Source organism: Streptomyces sp. NPDC101191, assembly GCF_044767915.1.
Classification (GTDB): Bacteria; Actinomycetota; Actinomycetes; order Streptomycetales; family Streptomycetaceae; genus Streptomyces.
Genome location: NZ_JBIWOU010000016.1, coordinates 75,749 through 94,930, shown reverse-complemented (window position 1 = coordinate 94,930; position 19,182 = coordinate 75,749). Strand labels below are relative to the sequence as shown.

At 73.1% G+C, this 19,182-nt stretch carries 18 protein-coding genes; 10 read left to right on the top strand and 8 right to left on the bottom strand.

What is annotated here, in order from left to right:
* The first annotated feature begins 6 nt into the window (after positions 1-6).
* The 4 genes from ACIRQF_RS37510 (at position 7) to ACIRQF_RS37495 (ending at position 5,050) form a co-directional block, all read left to right on the top strand.
* The gene (locus ACIRQF_RS37510) at positions 7-480 is read left to right on the top strand and encodes a DUF1772 domain-containing protein (protein WP_404099427.1); all 474 of its coding nucleotides are present in this window, start codon (positions 7-9) and stop codon (positions 478-480) included.
* A gap of 279 nt (positions 481-759) precedes the next feature.
* A complete protein-coding gene (locus tag ACIRQF_RS37505) occupies positions 760-1,410 on the top strand; it encodes a ScbR family autoregulator-binding transcription factor (RefSeq protein WP_376630588.1) in 651 nt (216 codons plus the stop codon).
* Positions 1,411-1,792: 382 nt separating this feature from the next.
* Positions 1,793-2,674 carry a BTAD domain-containing putative transcriptional regulator gene (locus tag ACIRQF_RS37500; protein ID WP_404099424.1) on the top strand — a complete coding sequence of 294 codons (882 nt, stop codon included), beginning with the start codon at positions 1,793-1,795 and terminating at the stop codon, positions 2,672-2,674.
* A 348-nt stretch (positions 2,675-3,022) separates the two neighbouring features.
* The gene (locus tag ACIRQF_RS37495; RefSeq protein WP_382482494.1) at positions 3,023-5,050 is read left to right on the top strand and encodes a GAF domain-containing protein; all 2,028 of its coding nucleotides are present in this window, start codon (positions 3,023-3,025) and stop codon (positions 5,048-5,050) included.
* 66 nt (positions 5,051-5,116) lie between these two features.
* Here the strand turns inward: ACIRQF_RS37495 and ACIRQF_RS37490 are convergent, their stop codons facing one another.
* Entirely contained in the window at positions 5,117-6,331 is a 1,215-nt protein-coding gene (locus ACIRQF_RS37490; RefSeq protein WP_376630582.1) for an IS701 family transposase, read from the bottom strand.
* A gap of 342 nt (positions 6,332-6,673) precedes the next feature.
* On the opposite strand from ACIRQF_RS37490, the gene crcB (ACIRQF_RS37485) reads away from it, so the two are divergent.
* Genes crcB (ACIRQF_RS37485) through crcB (ACIRQF_RS37475) form a run of 3 tightly spaced genes read left to right on the top strand, consistent with a single transcriptional unit; the run spans position 6,674 to position 7,787 of the window.
* The gene (gene crcB, locus ACIRQF_RS37485) at positions 6,674-7,096 is read left to right on the top strand and encodes a fluoride efflux transporter CrcB (protein ID WP_404099421.1); all 423 of its coding nucleotides are present in this window, start codon (positions 6,674-6,676) and stop codon (positions 7,094-7,096) included.
* On the top strand, positions 7,093-7,443 hold the full coding sequence (locus ACIRQF_RS37480; protein WP_376630578.1) for a DUF190 domain-containing protein: 351 nt from the start codon (positions 7,093-7,095) through the stop codon (positions 7,441-7,443). The genes crcB (ACIRQF_RS37485) and ACIRQF_RS37480 overlap by 4 nt, the downstream gene beginning before the upstream one ends.
* Entirely contained in the window at positions 7,440-7,787 is a 348-nt protein-coding gene (gene crcB, locus ACIRQF_RS37475; RefSeq protein WP_376630576.1) for a fluoride efflux transporter CrcB, read from the top strand. Before ACIRQF_RS37480 ends, crcB (ACIRQF_RS37475) begins: the two co-directional genes overlap by 4 nt.
* A 16-nt stretch (positions 7,788-7,803) precedes the next feature.
* Here the strand turns inward: crcB (ACIRQF_RS37475) and ACIRQF_RS37470 are convergent, their stop codons facing one another.
* The 4 genes from ACIRQF_RS37470 to ACIRQF_RS37455 all read right to left on the bottom strand — a co-directional run bounded on the left by ACIRQF_RS37470 (position 7,804) and on the right by ACIRQF_RS37455 (position 11,589).
* Positions 7,804-8,883 carry a 4Fe-4S binding protein gene (locus tag ACIRQF_RS37470; RefSeq protein ID WP_404099417.1) on the bottom strand — a complete coding sequence of 360 codons (1,080 nt, stop codon included), beginning with the start codon at positions 8,881-8,883 and terminating at the stop codon, positions 7,804-7,806.
* A 229-nt stretch (positions 8,884-9,112) separates the two neighbouring features.
* The gene (locus ACIRQF_RS37465) at positions 9,113-9,946 is read right to left on the bottom strand and encodes a hypothetical protein (protein WP_404099414.1); all 834 of its coding nucleotides are present in this window, start codon (positions 9,944-9,946) and stop codon (positions 9,113-9,115) included.
* Between the two features lie 98 nt (positions 9,947-10,044).
* Entirely contained in the window at positions 10,045-11,091 is a 1,047-nt protein-coding gene (locus ACIRQF_RS37460) for a serine hydrolase domain-containing protein (RefSeq protein ID WP_404099412.1), read from the bottom strand.
* A gap of 27 nt (positions 11,092-11,118) precedes the next feature.
* Positions 11,119-11,589 (bottom strand): Lrp/AsnC family transcriptional regulator, encoded by a 471-nt coding sequence (locus ACIRQF_RS37455; RefSeq protein WP_376630568.1) that lies wholly within the window; start codon positions 11,587-11,589, stop codon positions 11,119-11,121.
* A gap of 93 nt (positions 11,590-11,682) precedes the next feature.
* Here ACIRQF_RS37455 and ACIRQF_RS37450 point away from each other — a divergent pair, with 93 nt between their 5' ends.
* Both ACIRQF_RS37450 and ACIRQF_RS37445 read left to right on the top strand, forming a co-directional pair.
* Entirely contained in the window at positions 11,683-12,759 is a 1,077-nt protein-coding gene (locus ACIRQF_RS37450) for an LLM class flavin-dependent oxidoreductase (RefSeq protein ID WP_404099409.1), read from the top strand.
* The gene (locus ACIRQF_RS37445; protein ID WP_404099407.1) at positions 12,756-13,208 is read left to right on the top strand and encodes a nucleoside deaminase; all 453 of its coding nucleotides are present in this window, start codon (positions 12,756-12,758) and stop codon (positions 13,206-13,208) included. The genes ACIRQF_RS37450 and ACIRQF_RS37445 overlap by 4 nt, the downstream gene beginning before the upstream one ends.
* Positions 13,209-13,384: 176 nt before the next feature.
* On the opposite strand, the gene ACIRQF_RS37440 is transcribed toward ACIRQF_RS37445, so the two are convergent.
* Complete coding sequence (locus tag ACIRQF_RS37440) at positions 13,385-14,680, bottom strand: homoserine dehydrogenase (RefSeq protein WP_404099405.1); 1,296 nt, start codon at positions 14,678-14,680, stop codon at positions 13,385-13,387.
* Positions 14,681-15,166: 486 nt separating this feature from the next.
* Between ACIRQF_RS37440 and ACIRQF_RS37435 the strand changes: the two genes are divergently transcribed.
* Entirely contained in the window at positions 15,167-16,192 is a 1,026-nt protein-coding gene (locus tag ACIRQF_RS37435; RefSeq protein WP_404099403.1) for a class I SAM-dependent methyltransferase, read from the top strand.
* A 162-nt stretch (positions 16,193-16,354) separates the two neighbouring features.
* On the opposite strand, the gene ACIRQF_RS37430 is transcribed toward ACIRQF_RS37435, so the two are convergent.
* Together ACIRQF_RS37430 and ACIRQF_RS37425 are read right to left on the bottom strand one after the other, a co-directional pair.
* Entirely contained in the window at positions 16,355-16,840 is a 486-nt protein-coding gene (locus tag ACIRQF_RS37430) for an Imm21 family immunity protein (protein ID WP_404099401.1), read from the bottom strand.
* Positions 16,841-17,119: 279 nt separating this feature from the next.
* Complete coding sequence (locus tag ACIRQF_RS37425) at positions 17,120-18,964, bottom strand: TerD family protein (RefSeq protein WP_404099399.1); 1,845 nt, start codon at positions 18,962-18,964, stop codon at positions 17,120-17,122.
* Between the last annotated feature and the right edge of the window lie 218 nt (positions 18,965-19,182).

Here is a 19,182-nt window from a genome sequence, read left to right as displayed (position 1 = left end):
ACGTCCATGGCCGCCCTGCTGCTCGCCCTCGCCGTCGTGTCCACCGGTCTCTACGCCGGATTCATGCTGATCTTCCGTACGGGAGTGATGCCCGCGCTCGCCCGGCTGGGGGACGGAGAGTTCGTCGACGCCATGCGACGGGTCAACGAGTACGTGCCGAGGCCGGTGTTCCTCGTGGTCTTCCTCGGGATCCTGGTCTTCCCGGCGGCCGCGCTGTTCGTGCCGGTCGACGGGCGGACCGACACCCAGAAGTGGCTGGTGGTCGCCGGGCTCGTGTGCGCGGTGGCCAACCACCTGGTCACGGTCGGCGGCAACGTCCCGCTGAACAACGCCCTGGCCGCCTCGGAGCGGACCGGCGAGCCGGCCGCCGCCGTGCGGGCGGCCTTCGAGAAGCGCTGGAACGGCTTTCACGCCGTCCGCACCCTGCTCATCCTGGCGTCCTTCGGCCTGCTGACCGCCTCGGCCGTCGTCACCGGCTGACTCGACCGGAGGGTCGGTTTTCCCGTCGCCCTGAGTGACCGGCGGCGGGAGCCGGCGGGGCGTCAGGTCGGTGCCCAGGCTCCAACCTGACGTTCTCTTAGCTGGAGCTTTTGGCGAATGCGCAGGTGAGAGGCCTGTCCACGGCTCTGGCGCAATGTGCTGGTTCACCGCGAACGGGCCTTCGGGTATCTTCCACTCGCCGGAAAATAAGGTACCCCTGGGTTTGTTTTCTCGGGCCACCGGGATGCCGGTTCGGGCAAAGGAGAGGGACGGGACCCCATGGCGAAGCAGGATCGGGCGATCCGCACCCGCAAGGCCATCCTGGAGGCGGCCGCCGCCGTCTTCGACGAGCGGGGCTACGAGGCCGCCAAGCTCTCCGACATCCTCGCGCTCGCCCAGGTCACCAAGGGCGCGCTCTACTTCCACTTCGACTCCAAGGAAGACCTCGCGCACGCGGTCATCGACGCCCAGGTGTCGGTCGTGCCCACGGCGCCGCCGCAGCTGTCGAAGGTGCAGGAGTTCGTGGACGTGGGCATGGTGTTCGCGCACCGGCTGACCCGGGACCGGGTGCTGAGCGGCAGTGTGCGGCTCACCCTCGACCAGGGCGGGCACGACCTCAACCGGAGCGGTCCGTACCGGGAGTGGACCGAGATCCTGCTCGGCCTGCTCGGCGAGGCCAAGGAGCGCGGCGAGCTCCTGCCGCACGCCGATCCGGCGGAGGTGGCCCCGCTGGTCGTCGGTGCCTACGCGGGACTCAATCTGATGGCGCACGCCGTGGACGGCGACCGCACCTCGATGGAGCGCTGGGCGTCCTCGCTCTACCACCACTTACTGCCGAGCATCGTGGTCCCGTCCGTCCTGACCATGCTCGATCTGGAGCCCGGGCGCGGGGCCCGCGCCCTCGGTCTGACCGACGGCGCCACCGCCTAGCCGCCGGCGGGGCCGACTCCCGGCCACAAGTCTTCACCCGAGGCACCCTTCTGGTGGGCCGCTCGACGCGGCATCATGGGCCACGTGTGGCGACAAAACAAAACCGCCTTGGCGGTTTGTTGAAGCCCCTGGCTGGAAGCGACCCGCGCCGGTGCCTGAAAACGCCCCTCAAAGCATACCCGCGGGTCCAGTAACTGGATCCGAGGGTACGTTTCCCCGAGTCTTCACACGTTGTTGATGGAAGCAAACTCGGGCAAAAGGTACGAAATTCCAGTCCCCAGGGTCCAATGATTCCGTACCGCCCGGTTTCTTATTGACATGCACCGCGGTCTCTTTTCTAATCGTCGAGGGTCATCCCGTGCGCAGACACTGAGGGGGCAAGGTGGACGTCCGGATCCTGGGGGGACTTTCGGTACGCGAGAACGGGGTGTCGATCACTCCGACCGCTGCCGCGCCGCGCCGACTGCTCGCCCTGCTCGCCGCCGGTGCCGACCAGATCGTCCCGGTCTCCGTCCTCATGGAGGAGGTGTGGCCGTCAGGCGCCCCGCGCGGTGCGCGCGCCGAACTCCACTCCCACATCCACGGGCTGAGGGCCCTGATCGCCGCGGCGCTGCCCGGCGGCCGCAAGGACGCGGCCGGCCGCACGACCGAGACCGTGCTCGCCGCCCAGTCCGGCGGCTACCGGCTCGACACCGGCGGCGGCTCCCACGACGTCTGGCAGTTCGAGCGCGCGGCCGGCGCCGGCTACCGCGCCATGGAGGCGGGCGACCTGTCGCGCGCCGCGCTCCGCCTCGGCGAGGCCCTCGCGCTCTGGCGCGGCGAGCCGTACGCGGGGGTCGACGCCGGGCCCGGGCTGCGCGCCGAGATCGAGCGCCTGGAGGCCTCCCGGCTGAGCGTGCTCGACCAGTGGGTGGAAGCCCAGTTGGGCCTCGGCCGGCACACCGAGATGGTCCCGGAACTCGCCGTGCTCGCCGCCCGGCACCCCGTCAACGAGTCGCTGCACGCCCAGTTCATGGTCGCCCTGCTGCGCTCCGGCCGCACCGACGACGCCCTGGAGGCCTACCGGCGCCTGTGCGCGGGACTCCAGAGGGACGGCGGCCGGGAGCCCTCGGCGCGCCTTCGCCGGCTCCACCGCTCGCTCCTGACGGTCCGGGACGCCGCCCGGCCCCGCGTGCCGGCACAGGCCCAGGGTCCGTGGGCCCGGCTCCCGGTGGGCGTGGGCGTGGGCGTGGGTGTACCGGCCGTGGCCGGTGCGCCGGTCTGATCCGGCGGCCGCTGCGGCGGGCCGCCGACCGGACCGGGCCCCCCGACCAGGTGCGCCCCGGCCGGCCGGACCCGCCCACCGCCGTCCCGGACGCGTCGCGCCGCCGGGCGCGAACGGCCCCCGGTGGACCGCCCGTCGGCGGTCCGGCAAAGTGGCCGGACCGTCCTCCGTGAGGGGCACCCAGGTGTCCGCGACCCCTTCGGGGGCACGGACCGGGCGGAAGAGGAGCGAACGGGAATGAAGTGGTCGATCTCACCGTTGACCGTCGTCCACGCCCGATCTAGGTTCGGCCAGCGGTACGGGTTTCCACTGCGGCGCCCGGTTCTGCTCAGCAGCGGGAGTTGAGTCATGTCCAACCACGGCGCGGACGCGGGCGGGGGCGCCGACGCGCTCGCCGTGCTGGAGCTGCTCGCCCAGCAGGCACCGCAGGAGCGGTTCACCGAACTCCTCGACAAGGCCCGGGCGGACGACCTGCCCGAGGAACGAAGGGCCGAGCTGGAGAGGGCCGTCCACCTCGCGACCGGGGTCGGCCACGCGCTCGCCCGCCGCGAGCAGCGCGACGCCGGCCTCGACGCACTCTCCGACACCGCGCGCGACCTGACCCTCCCGTACGACCTGGACGGTCTGCTCCGGGTCGTCGTCCGGCGGGTCAAGCGGCTCCTCGATCTGGACGTCGCCTTCCTGACCCTGCGCGACGCGCACGGGCTGCGCGCCCTGCACGCTTCCGAGGGCGACCTGACCGCGCCCGACCCGGCGGCCGGCTGGCCCGGCGTCCTCGACGAGGAGGGGCTCGGCGGGCTCGCCCACACCCTCGGCGCGCCCGTCTGGACCGAGGACTACCTCGCGGACGAGCGCTTCACCCGGCTGCCCGCCGTCGACGAGCTCGTACGGGGCGAGGGCCTGCGCGCCTTCCTCGTCGTGCCGCTGCGCGCGGGCGACACCTGCCTCGGCCTGCTCTACGGGGCCGACCGAGCGGCCCGCCGCTTCACGTCCGGCGAACTCGGCCTGGCCGCCTCGCTCGCCGACCTGGCCGCCGTCGCCACCGAGAAGGCCGGACTGCTCGACCAGACCCGGGCCGAGGTGACCGAGCTCGAACGGGACAGCTCCCGGGCCCGCACCCGGCTCACCCGCATGCGCTACATCGGCGAGGCGCACAGCCGGATCATGAACCTGATCCTGGCGGGCGGCGACCTCGGGAACGTCGCCAAGGCCGCCGGGGACGCCCTCGACGCCTGCGTCCTGATCCGCGACCCGGGCGGCCGCACCCTCGCCTCCACCGGGGAGATCACCGGCCTCGACGACGAGGCGGTCGCCAAGGCGTCCCTCGACGCCCACGCCGGCCGCCGGCCCGTCCTCACCGGAGGCCCCCCGGACCCGGCCGCTCCCGAGGACGGCACCGAGGCCGACCGGACGTGGGTCGCGCCGGTCATCGCGGGCTCCGAGGACCTGGGCGTCCTCGTCGTGCGTGCCGCCACCCCGCTCACCGGAGAGGACGAGCGGCTGCTCGAACTCGCCTCCCAGTCCGTCGCCTTCCTGCTCCTCATGCAGCGCTCCACGGCCGTCGCCGAGGGCCCCGTCCGCGACGAGCTCCTCGACGACCTGCTCGCCGAGCCGCAGCACGCCCCGCAGCAGATCGCCCAGCGCGCCCGCCGGCTCGGCATCGACCTGCGCAAGCCGCACGTGCTGGTGGTCGCCCGGCCCGAGGGCGGCGAGCAGGGCCGGGCCGTGGTGTGGGCGTCCTCGTACGCGTACCGGATGGCCGGCCTGAAGACCGTCCAGGGCGGCTGCATCGTGCTGCTGCTGCCCGGCCTGGACGCCTCGGCGGCCGCCAAGGCCGTCTCCGGCGAGCTGGCGCCGCTGCTCGGTCACCCGGTGTCGGTGGGCGCGGCCGGCCCCGGTTGGAGCCCGGACAGCGTAGGCCGGCTCTATCAGGAGGCCATGCGGTGCCTGGACGCCATGAGCGCGCTCGGCGGCACGGGCGCGGCGGCCTCCGTGGACGACCTGGGCTTCCTCGGGCTGCTGCTCTCCGACGACCACGACGTCGACGGGTTCATCGAGTCGGCCATCGGGCCCGTACTCGACTACGACGCCGAGCGGTTCACGGATCTCACCCGCACCCTGGAGGCGTACTTCGCGTCCGGCGCCAGCCCGACCAACGCGGCCGAGGCCCTGCACGTGCACCCGAACACGGTCTCGCGGCGGCTGGAGCGGATCGGCGAACTCCTCGGCGCGGAGTGGCAGAAGCCCGGCCAGGTCCTGGAGGTGCAACTGGCGCTCCGGCTCCAGCGCACCCGTGACGTCCTCGCCCGCCGACGCGCCGACATCGGGGACGGTCGTCCGCCCGCACCGCCCGCACCGTCCAAGGACGCCCCTTAGGACGTCCTTGGACGGTCGCGTACGTACGGGGCCCGGAAGCCCCAACCTCCGGGCCCCAGCCTGGGATCAGCCCGCCGAGCGGCCGTGGACGGAGCCGTACGAGGTGTCCCGGTCGGTGACGGCCAGCACGGTCGCCGCGTGGGCCGCGGAAGCCAGCGTGATGTGCCGGTGCCAGCCGCGGAACGAGCGCCCCACGAAGTCCCGTAGCCCCGCACCCTCGCCGACCTGGCGGAAGTCCCGCTCCACCCGGCGCGCCAGCTTCGTCAGCCGCAGCAGCGGGCCGACCGCCGAGCCGGTCAGATCGGTGATCCACAGCCGGGCCGGGGAGCGCCGCGGGTCGTCCCACTCGCCGAGCAGGAGCAGCGGACGCTGCCGCTCGCCCGCCGGCACCGGCAGGGTGACCCGGACCGCGGTGGCGAGCGAGGTGCGCGAGGTGCGCATGCCGCCCGCCGAGTCCACCCAGCTCACCGGCCGGCGCAGGCCCTTGAGGGACTCCAGGATCTGCAGGGCGGTGAGCGGTCCGGAGCCGAAGCCCGGCAGCGAGCGGTCCGCGACGGTCAGCCGGCAGGACGCGTCGATCTGGGCGACCACCGGGACCCCGGCGAGCGCGAGCCGGTGCAGCGCCGCGCGTCCGGCGCCGCCGCGGATGTCGAGCAGCAGCGGCTTGCGGGCCACGTCCGGCCAACGGGCGGCGTCGAGGGCCGCGTTGACCGCGCACTCCTCCAGCGTCTCCTCGGCCGCGCCCTCGGGGACCTCCGCACGGTCGCGCCGCGTGCGGTCCTTGACCCACGGATCGGGCAGGAAAAGGCGCCAGTTGACCGGGACGCTGACGTCCTCGGAGGCGAACCAGACGCCGAAGGCCTGCTGGCCGCGGAAGACCTGGCCCCGCTCGGGATCGAAGCGCCGGTCGACGCCGACCGAGTGCTGGCCGGCCTTCGGTATCGGCATCGGCCGGACCACCCAGGCCTGCGGGCCCGTGGTCTGCTGCAGATAGCGGGCCAGCTCGGCCCGCATCGGCCGCCAGTCCCACGTGGAACTGGAGATGAAGTGGTGCAGGCTCTGCTCGGCGGCCGGGCCGCCGATCTGCGCGGCGATGTTGCGGATGGACTTGCGGCCCTGCGCGGTCAGCAGACCGCGCAGGTACTGCTCGGCCTTCAGGCGCTGGTCACGGCGCGGGAATCCGGAGAAGAGCGCGGCGCAGAGTTCGCCGTACACGTCCTCGCCGGCCGCGTCACGGGGCGCGGCGACGGTCCTGAACCTGGTTGCGACGGATGTACTCACGACACTCCTGCCCTACGGGTTGCGCAGCTCCCTCCCGCTGCACGCTCCACGTTCCCGGACCCGCGCCGCGGGGACGAGGTGTACCCGGCACCCGTATCGGCCGCCCGATGGTGGCCGGACCACAACCCCCTCCCGCGCGCCCCCGCCCCCCGCCATACCCCTGGGGGGATCTGACAGACTCGCCGGACCGGCTTTGACCCGCTCACGGCCCGGCCCGGACCATCGTTTCGAGGCAGCACGGGCCGGGCCCCGGTTAATGCCCCAGGCCGGGGGCCGTGCCTGTGCGCCTCGCTCACGCGGCCCGTGCCCGTCCGCACGGGCCCGTGCGCCTACCCTGGGGCCATGGGATTCCGCGCTCAGCTGCCGATCGTGGGGGTGATCGCCCTCGGGGGCGCACTCGGCGCGGTCGCGCGCTATGCCGCGACCCTCGCCTGGCCGACCCCGGCCGGTGCCTTCCCCTGGACGATCCTCACCGTGAACGCGGTGGGCTGCGCCGTCCTCGGCGCGCTCATGGTCCTCGCGACCGAGACCGTCACCCCGCCCCACCCGCTCCTGAGGCCCTTCCTCGGCACGGGCGTCTGCGGCGGCTTCACCACCTTCTCCACCTACGCGCTCGACACCCGGCGGCTGCTCGCCGACGGCGAGGTCGCGCGCGGCATGCTCTATCTGTCGGCCACGGCCGTCATCGCGCTCGCCGCCGTCTGGGCGGGCGTCGTGGCGGCCCGGGCCGTCGTGCGGACCGTCCCGGAGAGGAGGGCCCGATGACCCGGCTCCACGGGCCTGCGCTGCGCCTGACGGTGCTCGTCGGCGAGCAGCACACCTGGCACCACCGGCCGGTGTACACGGAGATCGTGCACCGCGCGCACACCGCCGGTCTCGCGGGGGCCTCCGTCTTCCGCGGCGTCGAAGGCTTCGGCGCGTCCTCCCTCGTCCACACCAGCCGGCTGCTCTCACTCGGCGGGAACCTGCCGGTGGCGGTCGTGATCGTGGACACGGAGGAGCGGGTGCGGGCCTTCCTGCCGGAGCTGGAAGAGGTCACCGCGGGCGGCGGTCTGGTGCTGCTCGACGCCTGCGAGGTGGTCCGGTACGGCCCGGGGGAGCCGCGCGGGTGAACTGGCTGCTCGTCGTCGCGGGCGCCGCCGTCGGCGCGCCGCTGCGCTATCTCACGGACCGCGCGGTCCAGGCCCGCCACGACTCGGTCTTCCCCTGGGGCACGTTCGTGGTGAACGTCGCCGGCTCGTTGCTCCTGGGCCTGCTCACCGGCGTCGCCTCCGCCCGCGCCGGGCTGCTCCTCGGCACGGGCTTCTGCGGCGCGCTCACCACGTACTCGACCTTCTCCTACGAGACGCTGAAGCTGTACGGGTCGGGCGCGCGCGGCTACGCGGCGGCCAACGTCCTCGGGAGCACCGCGGCCGGACTGGGCGCGGTGTGGCTGGGCGTCACGCTCGCTGCCTGAGTTCCGCCCCTCCCGGTCATGCCCGGTCCCCGGCGCCCTTCGACGGCGCCGGCTTCTGCCAGCCGCCGCCGACCTCCTTGACCGTCTTGTGCGGGAAGCGGCGTTCCGCGTGCTCCTTCGCGGGGGAGCCGGGCAGGACGTACAGGGTCTCGGCCTTGTCCTGGAGGGGCCGCAGGACGGTGTCCATGAAATGCCGGCGGTCGTCGAGGTAGGGCCCCAGGACGTCCTCGCCGGCGGGGCAGACGGCCAGGCAGTAGGCCGCCTTGTAGTTCGGCTTGAAGGCGAGGCTCTGCCACATGGAGGCGTTCTCGGCGTCGCTCACGCGCGAGCGGAAGTCGGCGGCGTCCTCGCTGTCGGCCACGGTCTGCACGTAGTCGGTGAACCCGGCCATGAACTCGCGGTAGTTGTGCGTCGCACAGCCGAGGAAGTCGAAGTCGCCGTCCTTGGAGATCGCGCCGATCGGGCAGGCGGCCACGCACAGCTTGCACTCCACGCAGGGGTTGTAGTCGAGCGGCTCCCCGTACGCGGAGACCTCGGCGTCCAGGAGGACGGTGGCGAGCAGCACGAAGCTGCCGAACCTCGGGTGGATGACGTTGCGGTGCAGCCCCATCACGCCGAGGCCGGCCGCCACCGCGACCGTCTTGTGGGCGACGACCCAGATCCGGCCGGGGAAGCGGTCCATCTCCATGGGGAAGGTCGCGGAGGGGTTCACCGCGCGGTAGCCGGCGTCCTGCAGTTCGCGCACGAGCGTCCGGGCCGCGTCGTTGACGAGCTCCCCGGCCCGGTGGAACTCGTGGTTGGCGACGCTGCGGGCCGCCGAGCGCACGTCGTCCCGGTTCATGCGCACGACGAGCGAGACGAGGGTCCTGGCCCCGGGCAGCGCCTCCTCGACGTGCGCGCGTTCACCGGCCAGGTCGGGGTGGTCCAGGCGCACCGCCGCCGCGTCGTCGGCCCCGGCCCGCAGGCAGAGTTCCCGCAGCAGGTCGGCGTCGACGACGGCCGGCGGTTCGGCACGCGGCTCCGTCTCGCGGGCCGCCAGCACGGCCCGTACGGACGGATGGCCGGCCAGCCGGGCCGGAAGCTTCCGGGCTCCCATGGAACGCAACGCCCCCTCCAGTAGGTCAGTTTGATTTCTGGACACACTAGAGGGGGAGTCAGTTGGAAAACAAGACTGACCCGAGGCGCGTCAGCGGGCGGCGCGCGGGCGGCGCGGCAGGAACAGGGCCGGCGACAGGGCCAGGGCGATGAGGGCCGCCGTCACCACGTACGCGACGCGGAAGCCCGCGGGACCGGCCCTGCGGAGCCCGGGCGTCCGGCGGCCCGCGTCATCGCCCGTCGGGGCCGGCCGCCTGCGGGTAGATCCGGGCGCTCCTCCGGGGGCCCGCCTGCGGGGCGAGGGTCAGGGCGAAGCCGTGGTTCGCCGCGACGGACCGGATGTGGTCGACCGACAGCGAACCCTGCCGCTCCAGGGTCAGCGCGGGCAGCCCCGCCCGGCCGCACCCCGCCGCGCGGTGGAAGGAGACCACGCTCGTCGACACCGGCGCGTGGTGCGGGTACCGGAGCCGCGCCGCGGCGTCGTCGGCGTGCGCCAGGACCCGTACCCGAGGCTCGTGCCGGAAGTCCGCCACCACTCCCTCGCCGCGCCAATGGGGCAGCTCCCGCGAGCGGTTCGCCGAGGTGACGAACAGGAAGTCGGCGCCCGTACGGTCCAGGGCCGCGTGGAGGAAGGCGTTCGACGGGCAGTGCCGGCCCGGCGCGATCACCTGTACCGTACGCACCCCGTCCCGGACCGCCGCCAGATGGCCGGGCACCCGCTCCGCGGCCGGGCCGCGGAAGCCGAACGGGCCGAGCTCGTACAGCTCGTCGAGCAGCGACCGCACCTGCCGCCGGGGCAGCTCGGCGGGCAGCCGGGTCCAGTCGAAGAGCGCCGGGACACCGGACGGCACGGTGGTGACGGACCCGACCTGACCCGGTGGACGGCCCTTCATCCGGTTGACCCGCGCCACGACCTCCGGGTCCGCGCCCGCGGTCAGCGCGTAGAAGTTGGCGAAGCCGTGCACCACCGCGCCGCCCTCGCCCAGCTCGTCCGCCGCTCGCCGTACGTCCTCCGGGTCGCCCAGGACCAGGTCCCTGACCAGTACCGCCCGCTCGTCTCCCACGGTCGTGCCTCCACTGCCCGTTCGCTCACCGACCACACACGTGATCGTTTACGGCGTGCAACGAGCCCGGCCCGATCCGGTCACCGTGGCCCGTACCGTCACCGAGCGCCGAACACGGCCTGACGGAAGGCGTCGCGCACCGCCGTCACCGGGCCGGTGTCGCGGGTGAAGTAGAGCTTGTTGGTGAGCAGCACGGCCCAGCGCCCCCGGGACGGGCTGACCCACATGCCGGTGCCGGTGAAGCCGTAGTGCACCCACACGTCGTCCCGGACGGTGGTGCCCGGCGCGAGGTGCCAGAAGAGTCCGCGCGCCGGCGTGAGCTCCCCCGTACGGACCCGCAGCGAGTCCGCGACCCACCCGGGGCCGAAGGGCGGCCGGACCGGATCGAGCACCTGGCGCAGGAAGCGCCCCAGGTCCCCGGTGGTGGAGAAGGTCCCGGCGATCCCGCAGGCCCCGCCCAGCAGCCGGGTGGAGAAGTCGTGCACGGTGCCCTGGAGATGGCCGCCGGTCTCGGCGTCGTACTCGGTCGGCGCGGCCCGGGCGGCCGACCGCGCCGGCAGCGGACCGTACCGGGTCCCGGTCATGGCGAGCGGCGCCCAGACGCGCTCGGCGGCCAGCCGCGCGAGGGGCCGGCCGGTGAGGTGCTCCGCGAGATAGCCGAGGACCAGCGCCGCCCGGTCGGTGTACTCGACGGCCTCCCCGGGCCGCCGCCGCAGCACCTCGTGCAGCACGCCGTCCCGGACGTCCTGCGGATCGGTGCCGTACAGCGCGCGCAGATTGGCGCGCAGTGGCAGACCGGCCGTGTGGGTGAGGAGCTGAAGGCCCGTGACGTCGCCGAGAGGGTGGCCGGCGACCTCCGGCCAGAAGGAGCCGAGCCGCACGTCGAGCGCGAGCTTGCCGGACTCCACGAGCGTGCCGACGACCGGCCACACGGCGATCACCTTCGTCAGGCTGGCCAGGTCGAACAGCGTGTCGGCCCGCACCGGTTCGCCACCCGCCGGTCCGGGCGCGAGCACTCCGGCGGCCCCGCCCGCCACGGGCCCGCGGGCGTCGCCGACGGCCCAGGCGGCCCCGGGGAAGACCCGGCCGCGGACCCCGTCCTGGAGGATCCGTTCGATGCGCGCAGCGCCGAGCGTGGTGTTCACAACAGGTGTCTACCCAGCCGGAGGCGTCTATCCGGCGGGCGGCGTCCGGTCCGTGGGCCGTTCGGGTCCCCGGCGGGGGAGGGGCTGGCTGTAGACGACGCTCGTCGTCGTGCTGCCGAGGCCGGCCAACTCGTCGACGAGGGTCTCCAGGTGCGCCATGGAGGTCGCCGCCACCTTCAGGGTGTAGCAGTCGTCGCCGGTGGTCCGCAGGCACTCCAGTATCTCGCGCCGCTCGGCGAGCAGCCGGTGCAGCGGCTGATGCCGGTTCCCGGGGTACTTCAGACGGACGACGGCCAGCACCGGATAGCCGACCTTCGTCAGGTCGACCGTCGCCCGATAGCCGGTGATGACGCCCGACGCCTCCAACTGGCGCACCCGTTCCGTGGTGGCCGACGGCCCGAGACGGACCCTGCGCCCCAGCTCGCTGAGGGAGATCCGGGCCTCCTGCTGCAACTGCTCGATGATGGCCCAGTCGACGTCGTCGAGATTCGCGCCCATACGGCGACCCTACCGGTGAATTCCCGGGAAGTGATGACGAAGACCGGGAGAACGCTCTTCGTCCGGCCGGGATCACGGGGATAGCCTCGCACCATGCAACTCGGCGTCAACGTCCCGAACTTCGGCCCCGGCACCGATCCCGGCCTGCTGCGCGCATGGGCCCGGACCGTGGAGGACCTCGGCTACGACCTGCTCATGGTGTCGGACCACGTGGCCGTCACGCCGGACGTGGCCGAGCGGTACCCGGAGCCGTTCTACGAGCCGTTCACCACGCTGTCCTGGCTGGCCGGACTCACCACCAGGGTGCGCCTCGGCACCACCGTCCTCGTCCTCCCGTACCGGCACCCGCTGCTCGTCGCCCGCATGGTCGCCAACCTCGACCGGCTCAGCGCCGGCCGGCTCGTCCTCGGCGTCGGAGTCGGCTGGGCCCGCGAGGAGTTCGCGGCGCTCGGCGTGCCGTACACGGCACGCGGCCGCCTCACGGACGAGCACCTGGAAGCGCTGCGGGAAGCCCTGCGCACGACGGGCGGCGCGCGGGGGAGCGGGACGGAGCCTGGGGTGGGGCCCGGGGCGGTGGAGGGGTTCGGCCGGGGGAGCGCGAGTGGGGTGGGGCCCGGGGCGGCGGAGGGGCTCGGTCGGAGCGCGAGCGGGGTGGAGCCTGGGGTGGGGCCCGGGGCGGTGGAGGGGCTCGGTCGGGGGAGCGCGAGCGGGACGGAGCCTGGGGCGGGGCCCGGGGCGGTGGAGGGGCTCGGTTGGAGCGCGAGCGGGGTGGAGCCTCGGACCGGGGGCGGTCCCGGCTCCCCCGTGCCGATCTGGGTCGGCGGCAACAGCGAGGCAGGGATCCGGCGCGCCCAGAAGTACGGCGACGCCTGGCATCCGCTGCGCGGCACCGTGGACTGGCTGCGCTCCGTCGTCGAGCGCCACGACCTCCCGGGACTCGCGCCCCGCATCGCCCTGCGGCTGACCGACGCGCCGGTCGAGGACCCGGAGCGGCCGGCCGGCGTCGGCACCCTCGACCAGATCCTCGACGACCTGGACCGACTGCGCGCCCTCGGCGCCCACACCGTCGTACTCGACCCCTATCAAGGCGACCCGGAGGAGACCCGCCGGCCGCACGCGGCCTGGCAGGCGCTCGCCGCCGTCGCCGACCACCGGAGGACAGCACCGTGATCACCCCCGCCGACGAGGCACTCCTGCGGCGCGCCGTCGCCCTAGCCGCCCGCGCGGTCGACCTGGGCGACGCCCCGTACGGCTCCCTGCTCGCCGCCCCGGACGGCACCGTCCTGGCCGAGGCCCACAACACGGTCCGCCGCGACGACGACATCACCGCCCACCCGGAGCTGAAGCTCGCCCGCTGGGCGGCCCGCGAACTGGACGCGGAGGCGGCCGCCCGTACGACGATGTACACCAGCTGCCAGCCCTGCGGCATGTGCGCCGGCGCCCTGGTGCGCTCCGGCCTCGGCCGGGTCGTCTTCGCCCTGTCCACCGCCCAACTGGTGGCCCTCAACCCGGCGTCGGGCGCCTGGCCGACCGTGGCGGAGGACGGCCCGGCCCTCTTCGCCGAGGCGCGTGTGCCGATCGAGACGTACTACGGGGGGCAGGCCGTGTCTTCCGCCTGATCCGGAAGACAGGCCCAGGAAGGGGCGCGGGCCACGTGCCACCCGGGTCGGGTCGCGGCGCGCGTTACGGGGGGCAGGTCGTGGCCCGTGCCACCCGGGTCGGGTCGTGGCCCGTGTCATGGGGGTCAGGTCGTGGCTCGCGTCACCCGGATCAGGTCATGGCTCCGGAGGGAAGCTCAGGCCTCCACGATGCGGAGCATGCCGCCGATGCCCAGGACACTGTCGAGGCCACGGAGTTCCTCGACCGCCTTCCGCATCGCGCCCTCCGGGGTGCGGTGGGTGATGAAGACGACGCGGGCCCGTGACGCGCCCTCCTCCTGGGTGATGGAGCGGATCGAGACCCCGTGGCGTCCCAGGACGCCGGTCACCTCGGACAGGACGCCCGGCGCGTCGGCGACGTCCAGCTTGAGGTAGTGGGGATGGGCGAGCAGCTCCGTGGGCCGGAGCACGGCGGGGCTGCCCAGCGGCACCGCCCGGTGGGTGCCGCGGCGCACGTGGTCCGCCGCGGTGACCAGGTCGCCGAGGAGCGCCGACGCGGAGGGCAGGCGGCCGGCCCCGTGCCCGTAGAACATCTGGTCGCCGGCCGCGCTGCCGCGGAGGAAGACCGCGTTGAAGGTGCTGCGGACGTTGGCGAGCGGGTGGTTCCGGTCCACCAGCGCCGGGAAGACCTGGACGCCGACCTCCCGTTCGCCGGTCCCCGTCGTCTCGAAGACGTCCGCCTTGGCCACGGACTTGATGACGTACCCGAAGCGTTCCGCGATCTCGAAGTCCTCGCGCTCCAGCCCTTCGATCCCCTCGCGCTCGACGTCGTCGACGGCGATCGCGCGCTTGAAGGCGAGCGAGGCGAGGATGGCCAGCTTCGACGCGGCGTCCGCACCGCTCACGTCGTTGGTCGGGTCGGGCTCGGCGTAACCCGCCTCCTGTGCCTGGCGCAGGACCTCGTCGTACGCGAGTCCCTCCTCCGACATGCGCGTCAGCATGTAGTTCGAGGTGCCGTTGACGATGCCGAGGACGCTGGTGATGTCCTCGCCCAGGAAGGACTCCCGGAGGAGGCGGAGGATCGGCACGGAGGCGACGGCGGCCGTCTCGAAGAACAGATCGACCCCGGTGGCGTCGGCCGCCGCGTAGAGCTCGGGGCCGTGCTTGGCGATGAGCTCCTTGTTGGCCGTGACGACGGGCTTGCCGGCGCGGAGGGCCGCGAGCACGTAGCTGCGGGCGGGCTCCATGCCGCCCATCACCTCGACCACGACGTCGATGTCGTCGGCGTCCGTGACCGCCCTCACGTCCTCGGTGAGGAGCGCGTCCGGAAGCCCCGGGCGTTTCCTTCCGGCGTCCCGTACGGCGATGCGCGTGAGGCGGAGATCGAAGCCGTTGATGTCCTGGATCTCCGGAGCCCGACTCAGGAGGAATTCGGCGAAAGTCGCTCCGACGTTACCGGCGCCCAACATGCCCACGTTTATGCTGCGATACATGGCCGGAGCATACATGTCGGGCGTGTTCGGGCACCGACGTTTTCCGTGGCGTCTCGCATGGTGAAACCGTTGGTAAATCTCGTGGTTTCGTGAGGGCGGGGCGACGGGAGTCCGGACGTCGGGGGCCTTGCGGGGAGCGGGCTTCGTGGGGGTCGCCATGGGCGGGCGCGCAGGCACTCGGAGCCGCGCCCACCCTGACGTACGGAAGGGCCGGGCTGTGCCGAGACGCCGATTTCTCACGTAATTCTCGAAGGGTCGTAGAAGAAGCCTCCGAGAATTCCCGGAAAATGGTAGGAGGAATTCCACCCTCTCTTTCCGTCCCGACCGCGAGGAATCCGGACCGGCGGAGGTGCGGGCGCGCGGCGGCCGGTGGACGATCGAAGGGGTGGCGGCCTCGGGAAAGGCCGTCCGGCACGACCCGACACGTGAAGAGGTCCCGGACATGGAAACGCTCGACGGCATCTCCCGGCCCGCCCTGGTGGCGCCGTGACGGCCGACGCGCCGGGCGGCGGGCGTTACGGCGAGGACGTCTTCCGGCCCGAGGCGGCGGGCGAGGGCGAGCGCATCGACTTCGGGGCGCTCGCGTACGACGACATCACCATGGCGCGCCTGCGCGCCCTCGGGGCGGGGGAGGGGTGGCGCTGCCTTGACGTGGGGGCCGGCACGGGCACGGTCTCCCGGCGGCTCCTGGAGGAGGCGGGGGTGGAGAGCGTGCTCGCCGTGGACCGCGACGTACGCTTCCTCGCCGAACGGCCGGTGCCGGGCCTCAAGACCCTGGAGGCCGACGTCACGGCCCCGGACTTCGCCCCCGGCCGCTTCCGCCTCGTCCATGCGCGCTTCGTCCTGATGCACCTGCCGGAGCGCGAACGCGTGATCAGGGCCCTGGCCGAACTCGTCGAACCGGGCGGGGTTCTGGTGCTCAGCGATGCCGTCGACCTGACGAGCGACCTGGCGGGGGACGGGTCGGGTGGCGGGTCGGGTGACGGAACGGCCGAGGGGGCGAGTGGCGCGGCGCGCGAAGGGACGGGCAACGGGGCGAGCGAGGAGGCGAGCGGCGGGACGGGCGAGGAGGCGAGCGGCGGGACGGGTGAGGAGGCGCGCGGCGCGACGAGTGGCGCGGCGCGCGAAGGGGTGAGCGACGGGACGCGTGGCGCCACGCCCGGCACGCCGTACGCGGAGGTGATGCGGGCGATGTGGCGGGGGCTGCGGGACACCATCGGCACCGACGTCTCGTGGGTGCCGTCCTACCCGCACCTGCTGCGCGAGGCCGGGCTCCATCCCGTCGCCGCCGAGATCCACGTGCCGCCACTGGTGCCGGGCAGCCCCATCAGCCGCTTCTGGGCGGACACGTGGGAGCGGAGCAGGGCGGCGATGCTCGCCACCGGCCTGGTCGACGACGCGGCCGTCGACGCGGCGATCCTCTACCTGCACTCCGACGAGTGCGCCGCGCTCTCGGCCGGGATGCTCACCGCCTGGGGTCGGAAACCCGAGGAGCAGGCGGCCCCGGCCTGAGCCCGCGCGCGGGCCGAGACAGACGCCGGCGCCGGGGCCGATCGCCCGGCAGAGCCTTCGGTGAACACATCGCCGTTCTCGGTGACGATGTGGGCGTGCGGGCTGAGATCTTCGTAGGACACGACGGATCCCACCACAGGGGAGACCCGACGGGCTGACCGGCTATTCGGGCAGCAGCCGCTCCAACAGGAAACGTGTCTTCGGGTCGGGATCGATGGTCAGCGACTGGACGCGGTAGCGGCCGGGCGGCAGTTCGACGCGAAGCGCCTCCGCCGGCTGCTGTGCGGCCCGCAGGGAATCGAGAACCCTGTCGGCCTCGTATGCGGCGTCGGTCAGGACGTATCGCCCGCCCAGTTCGAGAGAGAGGACGTCCTCCCAGCGGTTGGCTGTCATGGCGGTGCGGACGGCGGGCAGCAGGCCCGTGTCATCGTCGGCGTAGTACCAGCGCGCGAACGTGAGGGGCTCAGCGAGCCATGTGACGGACAAAGGTTCGGCACCGAGCGTCAGGATGTCGTGGCCGGCCAGCCGCAAGGCCGAGACGTACTCGTGGATCACGTCGTCCGCCTCGGTCCCTTCCCAGGTCGGAAGGAGTTCTTCCGGGATGAGCGCGTAGCGGGCGAAGTCGGTGCTGTCGAGCCAGGTAGCCATGCGGGGGATCATCACACCCGCGTCTGACAGGCGTCGCGTGCGGCCGCGAGATCGGACCGGAGGGGCTCGGCCGTGGCCCGGCCTCTCTGCTGTGCCAGGTCGCGGGACGCAGAGGGAAAAGAAGCCCAGGGCTGGATACGGCCCTGCTGCCGGTCAAGGTGGACGACTGGCCAGAACCCCGACCTCGCGGAGGCGCCCTGTACGGGCAGCGCAACCACGAGCCCTCCCTCCCGGACCTGGTGGACTGGGGCACCCCCGCCATCTGGCAGGCGGCGAGGGTTACTCCACGTCGACGCCGTATCCACGTACGAGGGTCTCCAGGCCATGGTCGTAGCCCTGGCCGACGGCGCGGAAGCGCCACTTCGGGCCCCGGCGGTAGATCTCGGCGAGGAGCAGGCTGCGTTCGCTGGTGGCGGCGTCCAGAGTGGCCTGGGCGGTGGCCGGAGCATCCACACCCGGTGCGAGGGTCATCTGGACCGCTCCGATGTCCCCGAAGGTGGCGGCACCGTCGATGGCGGCGGCGATCGCGATCCGGTGGGCGGCGGCAGGCAGTGCCGCGAGGTCGACGGCGACGGTCTGCTCCGTCGGGCCGTCGCAGAGGAGACGGATGGCTCCGTCGGAGCTTTCCGGCGCGCCGTAGAAGACGAAGTCCCCGTCGCAGGAGACCTGCTCGTCCTCGTCGAGGACGAAGGCGACGACGTCGATCTCGCAGTTCATCTGTTGCGCCCAGGAGGCGCTCACGTGCCAGTGGCCGGTGGTGGGAAGTACGGGGAGGTCGATGACTCCGCCACGCGGCAGGACATCGGTCATCGCAACGTTTCCGGCGGGGACGTCGGCCGGTTCGGAGGCGGGGGCTCCGAGCCATCCGTGCGCGTGGATCGGAAGCTCCAACGCGGTGATGCGGTTCATGCGGCGGTCGAGTTCGCCCCCGGGGAAGAGGACGACGTCGGTGACGCTCGCCGAGAGGTTGATCGCGGCGGCCCCGCCCAGCTCGACGACCCTGGCCCGGGCAGCGGACGCCTCCTCGTGGGTGCCGCCCAGAATCAGGACCCGCCGACGGCCGAACGGCTTGGCGGAATGCTTGGGCTCGGGTCGCCGGGGCACCGGCACGCCCGCGACAGCTACGGGCGCAGCAGGGGACCGCGTCGGCGTGGTGGGCGGTGTGGTCGGGGCCGCCGCCTCCGGGGGCTTCGGAGTCCCGTTCTCGTGCGGTGTTCCGGAACGCACCTCTCCCAGCAGCTCGAGGAACGTGTGCTCGTCGATGACCGTGACGCCTTCGGCGATCGCGCGCCGTGCCTTCGCCGAGCCCGAGGCCGCGTCATTGGTGACGAGGGCGCTGGTGTGCCGACTGACCGACGACATGATGTTCAGGCCGGCGGCGACGGCCCGGGCCACCAGCTCGGCCCGGGAGGTCGCCGTCTCGCCCGTGATGGCGATCTTCATGCCCTGGACGAGGTGATCGCCGGGCGTCAGGCGGCCCGGGTTCCGGTAGGCGCACGGGGTCTTCGGCGGGTTCGGGGCAAACTGCGGATCCTGCCGGGGAGGGCAGGGCACCAGGGGCAGCGGGACGCCCAGCCGGGCCGCTTCGGATAGGGAGGAGCGGAAGATTCCCGCGAGGACGCGAGTGTCGTCCAGCGCGTCATGAGCGCTGGTCTGCGGCACGCCGTAGTGAGCGGCCAGTGACGCCAGGCTGAGGTCGGCGGCGGGCGGTTCCACGCGCCGGTTCAGGGCCAGGGTGCACAGGCGCTGGGTGACCGGGAGGAAGAGCCGGGCGCGGGCGAACTCATGGGCCAGAAAGTCATAGTCGAACTGTGCGTTGTGGGCCACCATGACGCGGTCCTGCAGGAGCGCCCCGACCCGTCCGGCTACTTGCTCGAAGGTCGGGGCGCCGCTCAGCCGTTCCGCGGTCAGGCCGTGGACGTGCACGGGGCCGGGGTCGCAGCCTGGGTTCAGCAGGGTTGAGTACTCGCCGGTCTGGGTTCCGTCCGGCCCGAAGGACAGTACTGCGATCGAGAGGATCCGGTCACGCCGGGCGATCAGGCCGGAAGTCTCGACGTCGACCAGGGCCCAGTCGTGCGCGTAGTCGGGCAGGTGTGACACGTCGAGCGCGGCGGCGAGAGACATGACGGTAAGGATGATCCGGGCGCGATCGCGGCTTCAACCCGAATGCCGATTTGTCCCCCCGACCCTGCGAAGAGATCGTCCCGAAACTTCGGGCCGTTTCGAGTCGGATGGCCGCCGAAGGTCGCTTCTGGCCGGTTTCACCCGGAAGGAACGAGCCATCCGAGGCCGTCTCCCTGACGCCTCCGCCAACGACCGAAAACCGCCCTTGACCAGCAAAA

Coding starts and splice junctions, on each gene's coding strand:
- ACIRQF_RS37510 (WP_404099427.1), top strand. CDS start 7: ATGGCCGCCCTGCTGCTCGCCCTCGCCGTCGTGTCCACCGGTCTCTAC.
- ACIRQF_RS37505 (WP_376630588.1), top strand. CDS start 760: ATGGCGAAGCAGGATCGGGCGATCCGCACCCGCAAGGCCATCCTGGAG.
- ACIRQF_RS37495 (WP_382482494.1), top strand. CDS start 3,023: ATGTCCAACCACGGCGCGGACGCGGGCGGGGGCGCCGACGCGCTCGCC.
- crcB (WP_404099421.1), top strand. CDS start 6,674: ATGGGATTCCGCGCTCAGCTGCCGATCGTGGGGGTGATCGCCCTCGGG.
- ACIRQF_RS37480 (WP_376630578.1), top strand. CDS start 7,093: ATGACCCGGCTCCACGGGCCTGCGCTGCGCCTGACGGTGCTCGTCGGC.
- ACIRQF_RS37470 (WP_404099417.1), bottom strand. CDS start 8,883: ATGGGAGCCCGGAAGCTTCCGGCCCGGCTGGCCGGCCATCCGTCCGTA.
- ACIRQF_RS37455 (WP_376630568.1), bottom strand. CDS start 11,589: ATGGGCGCGAATCTCGACGACGTCGACTGGGCCATCATCGAGCAGTTG.
- ACIRQF_RS37450 (WP_404099409.1), top strand. CDS start 11,683: ATGCAACTCGGCGTCAACGTCCCGAACTTCGGCCCCGGCACCGATCCC.
- ACIRQF_RS37440 (WP_404099405.1), bottom strand. CDS start 14,680: ATGTATCGCAGCATAAACGTGGGCATGTTGGGCGCCGGTAACGTCGGA.
- ACIRQF_RS37430 (WP_404099401.1), bottom strand. CDS start 16,840: ATGGCTACCTGGCTCGACAGCACCGACTTCGCCCGCTACGCGCTCATC.
- ACIRQF_RS37425 (WP_404099399.1), bottom strand. CDS start 18,964: ATGTCTCTCGCCGCCGCGCTCGACGTGTCACACCTGCCCGACTACGCG.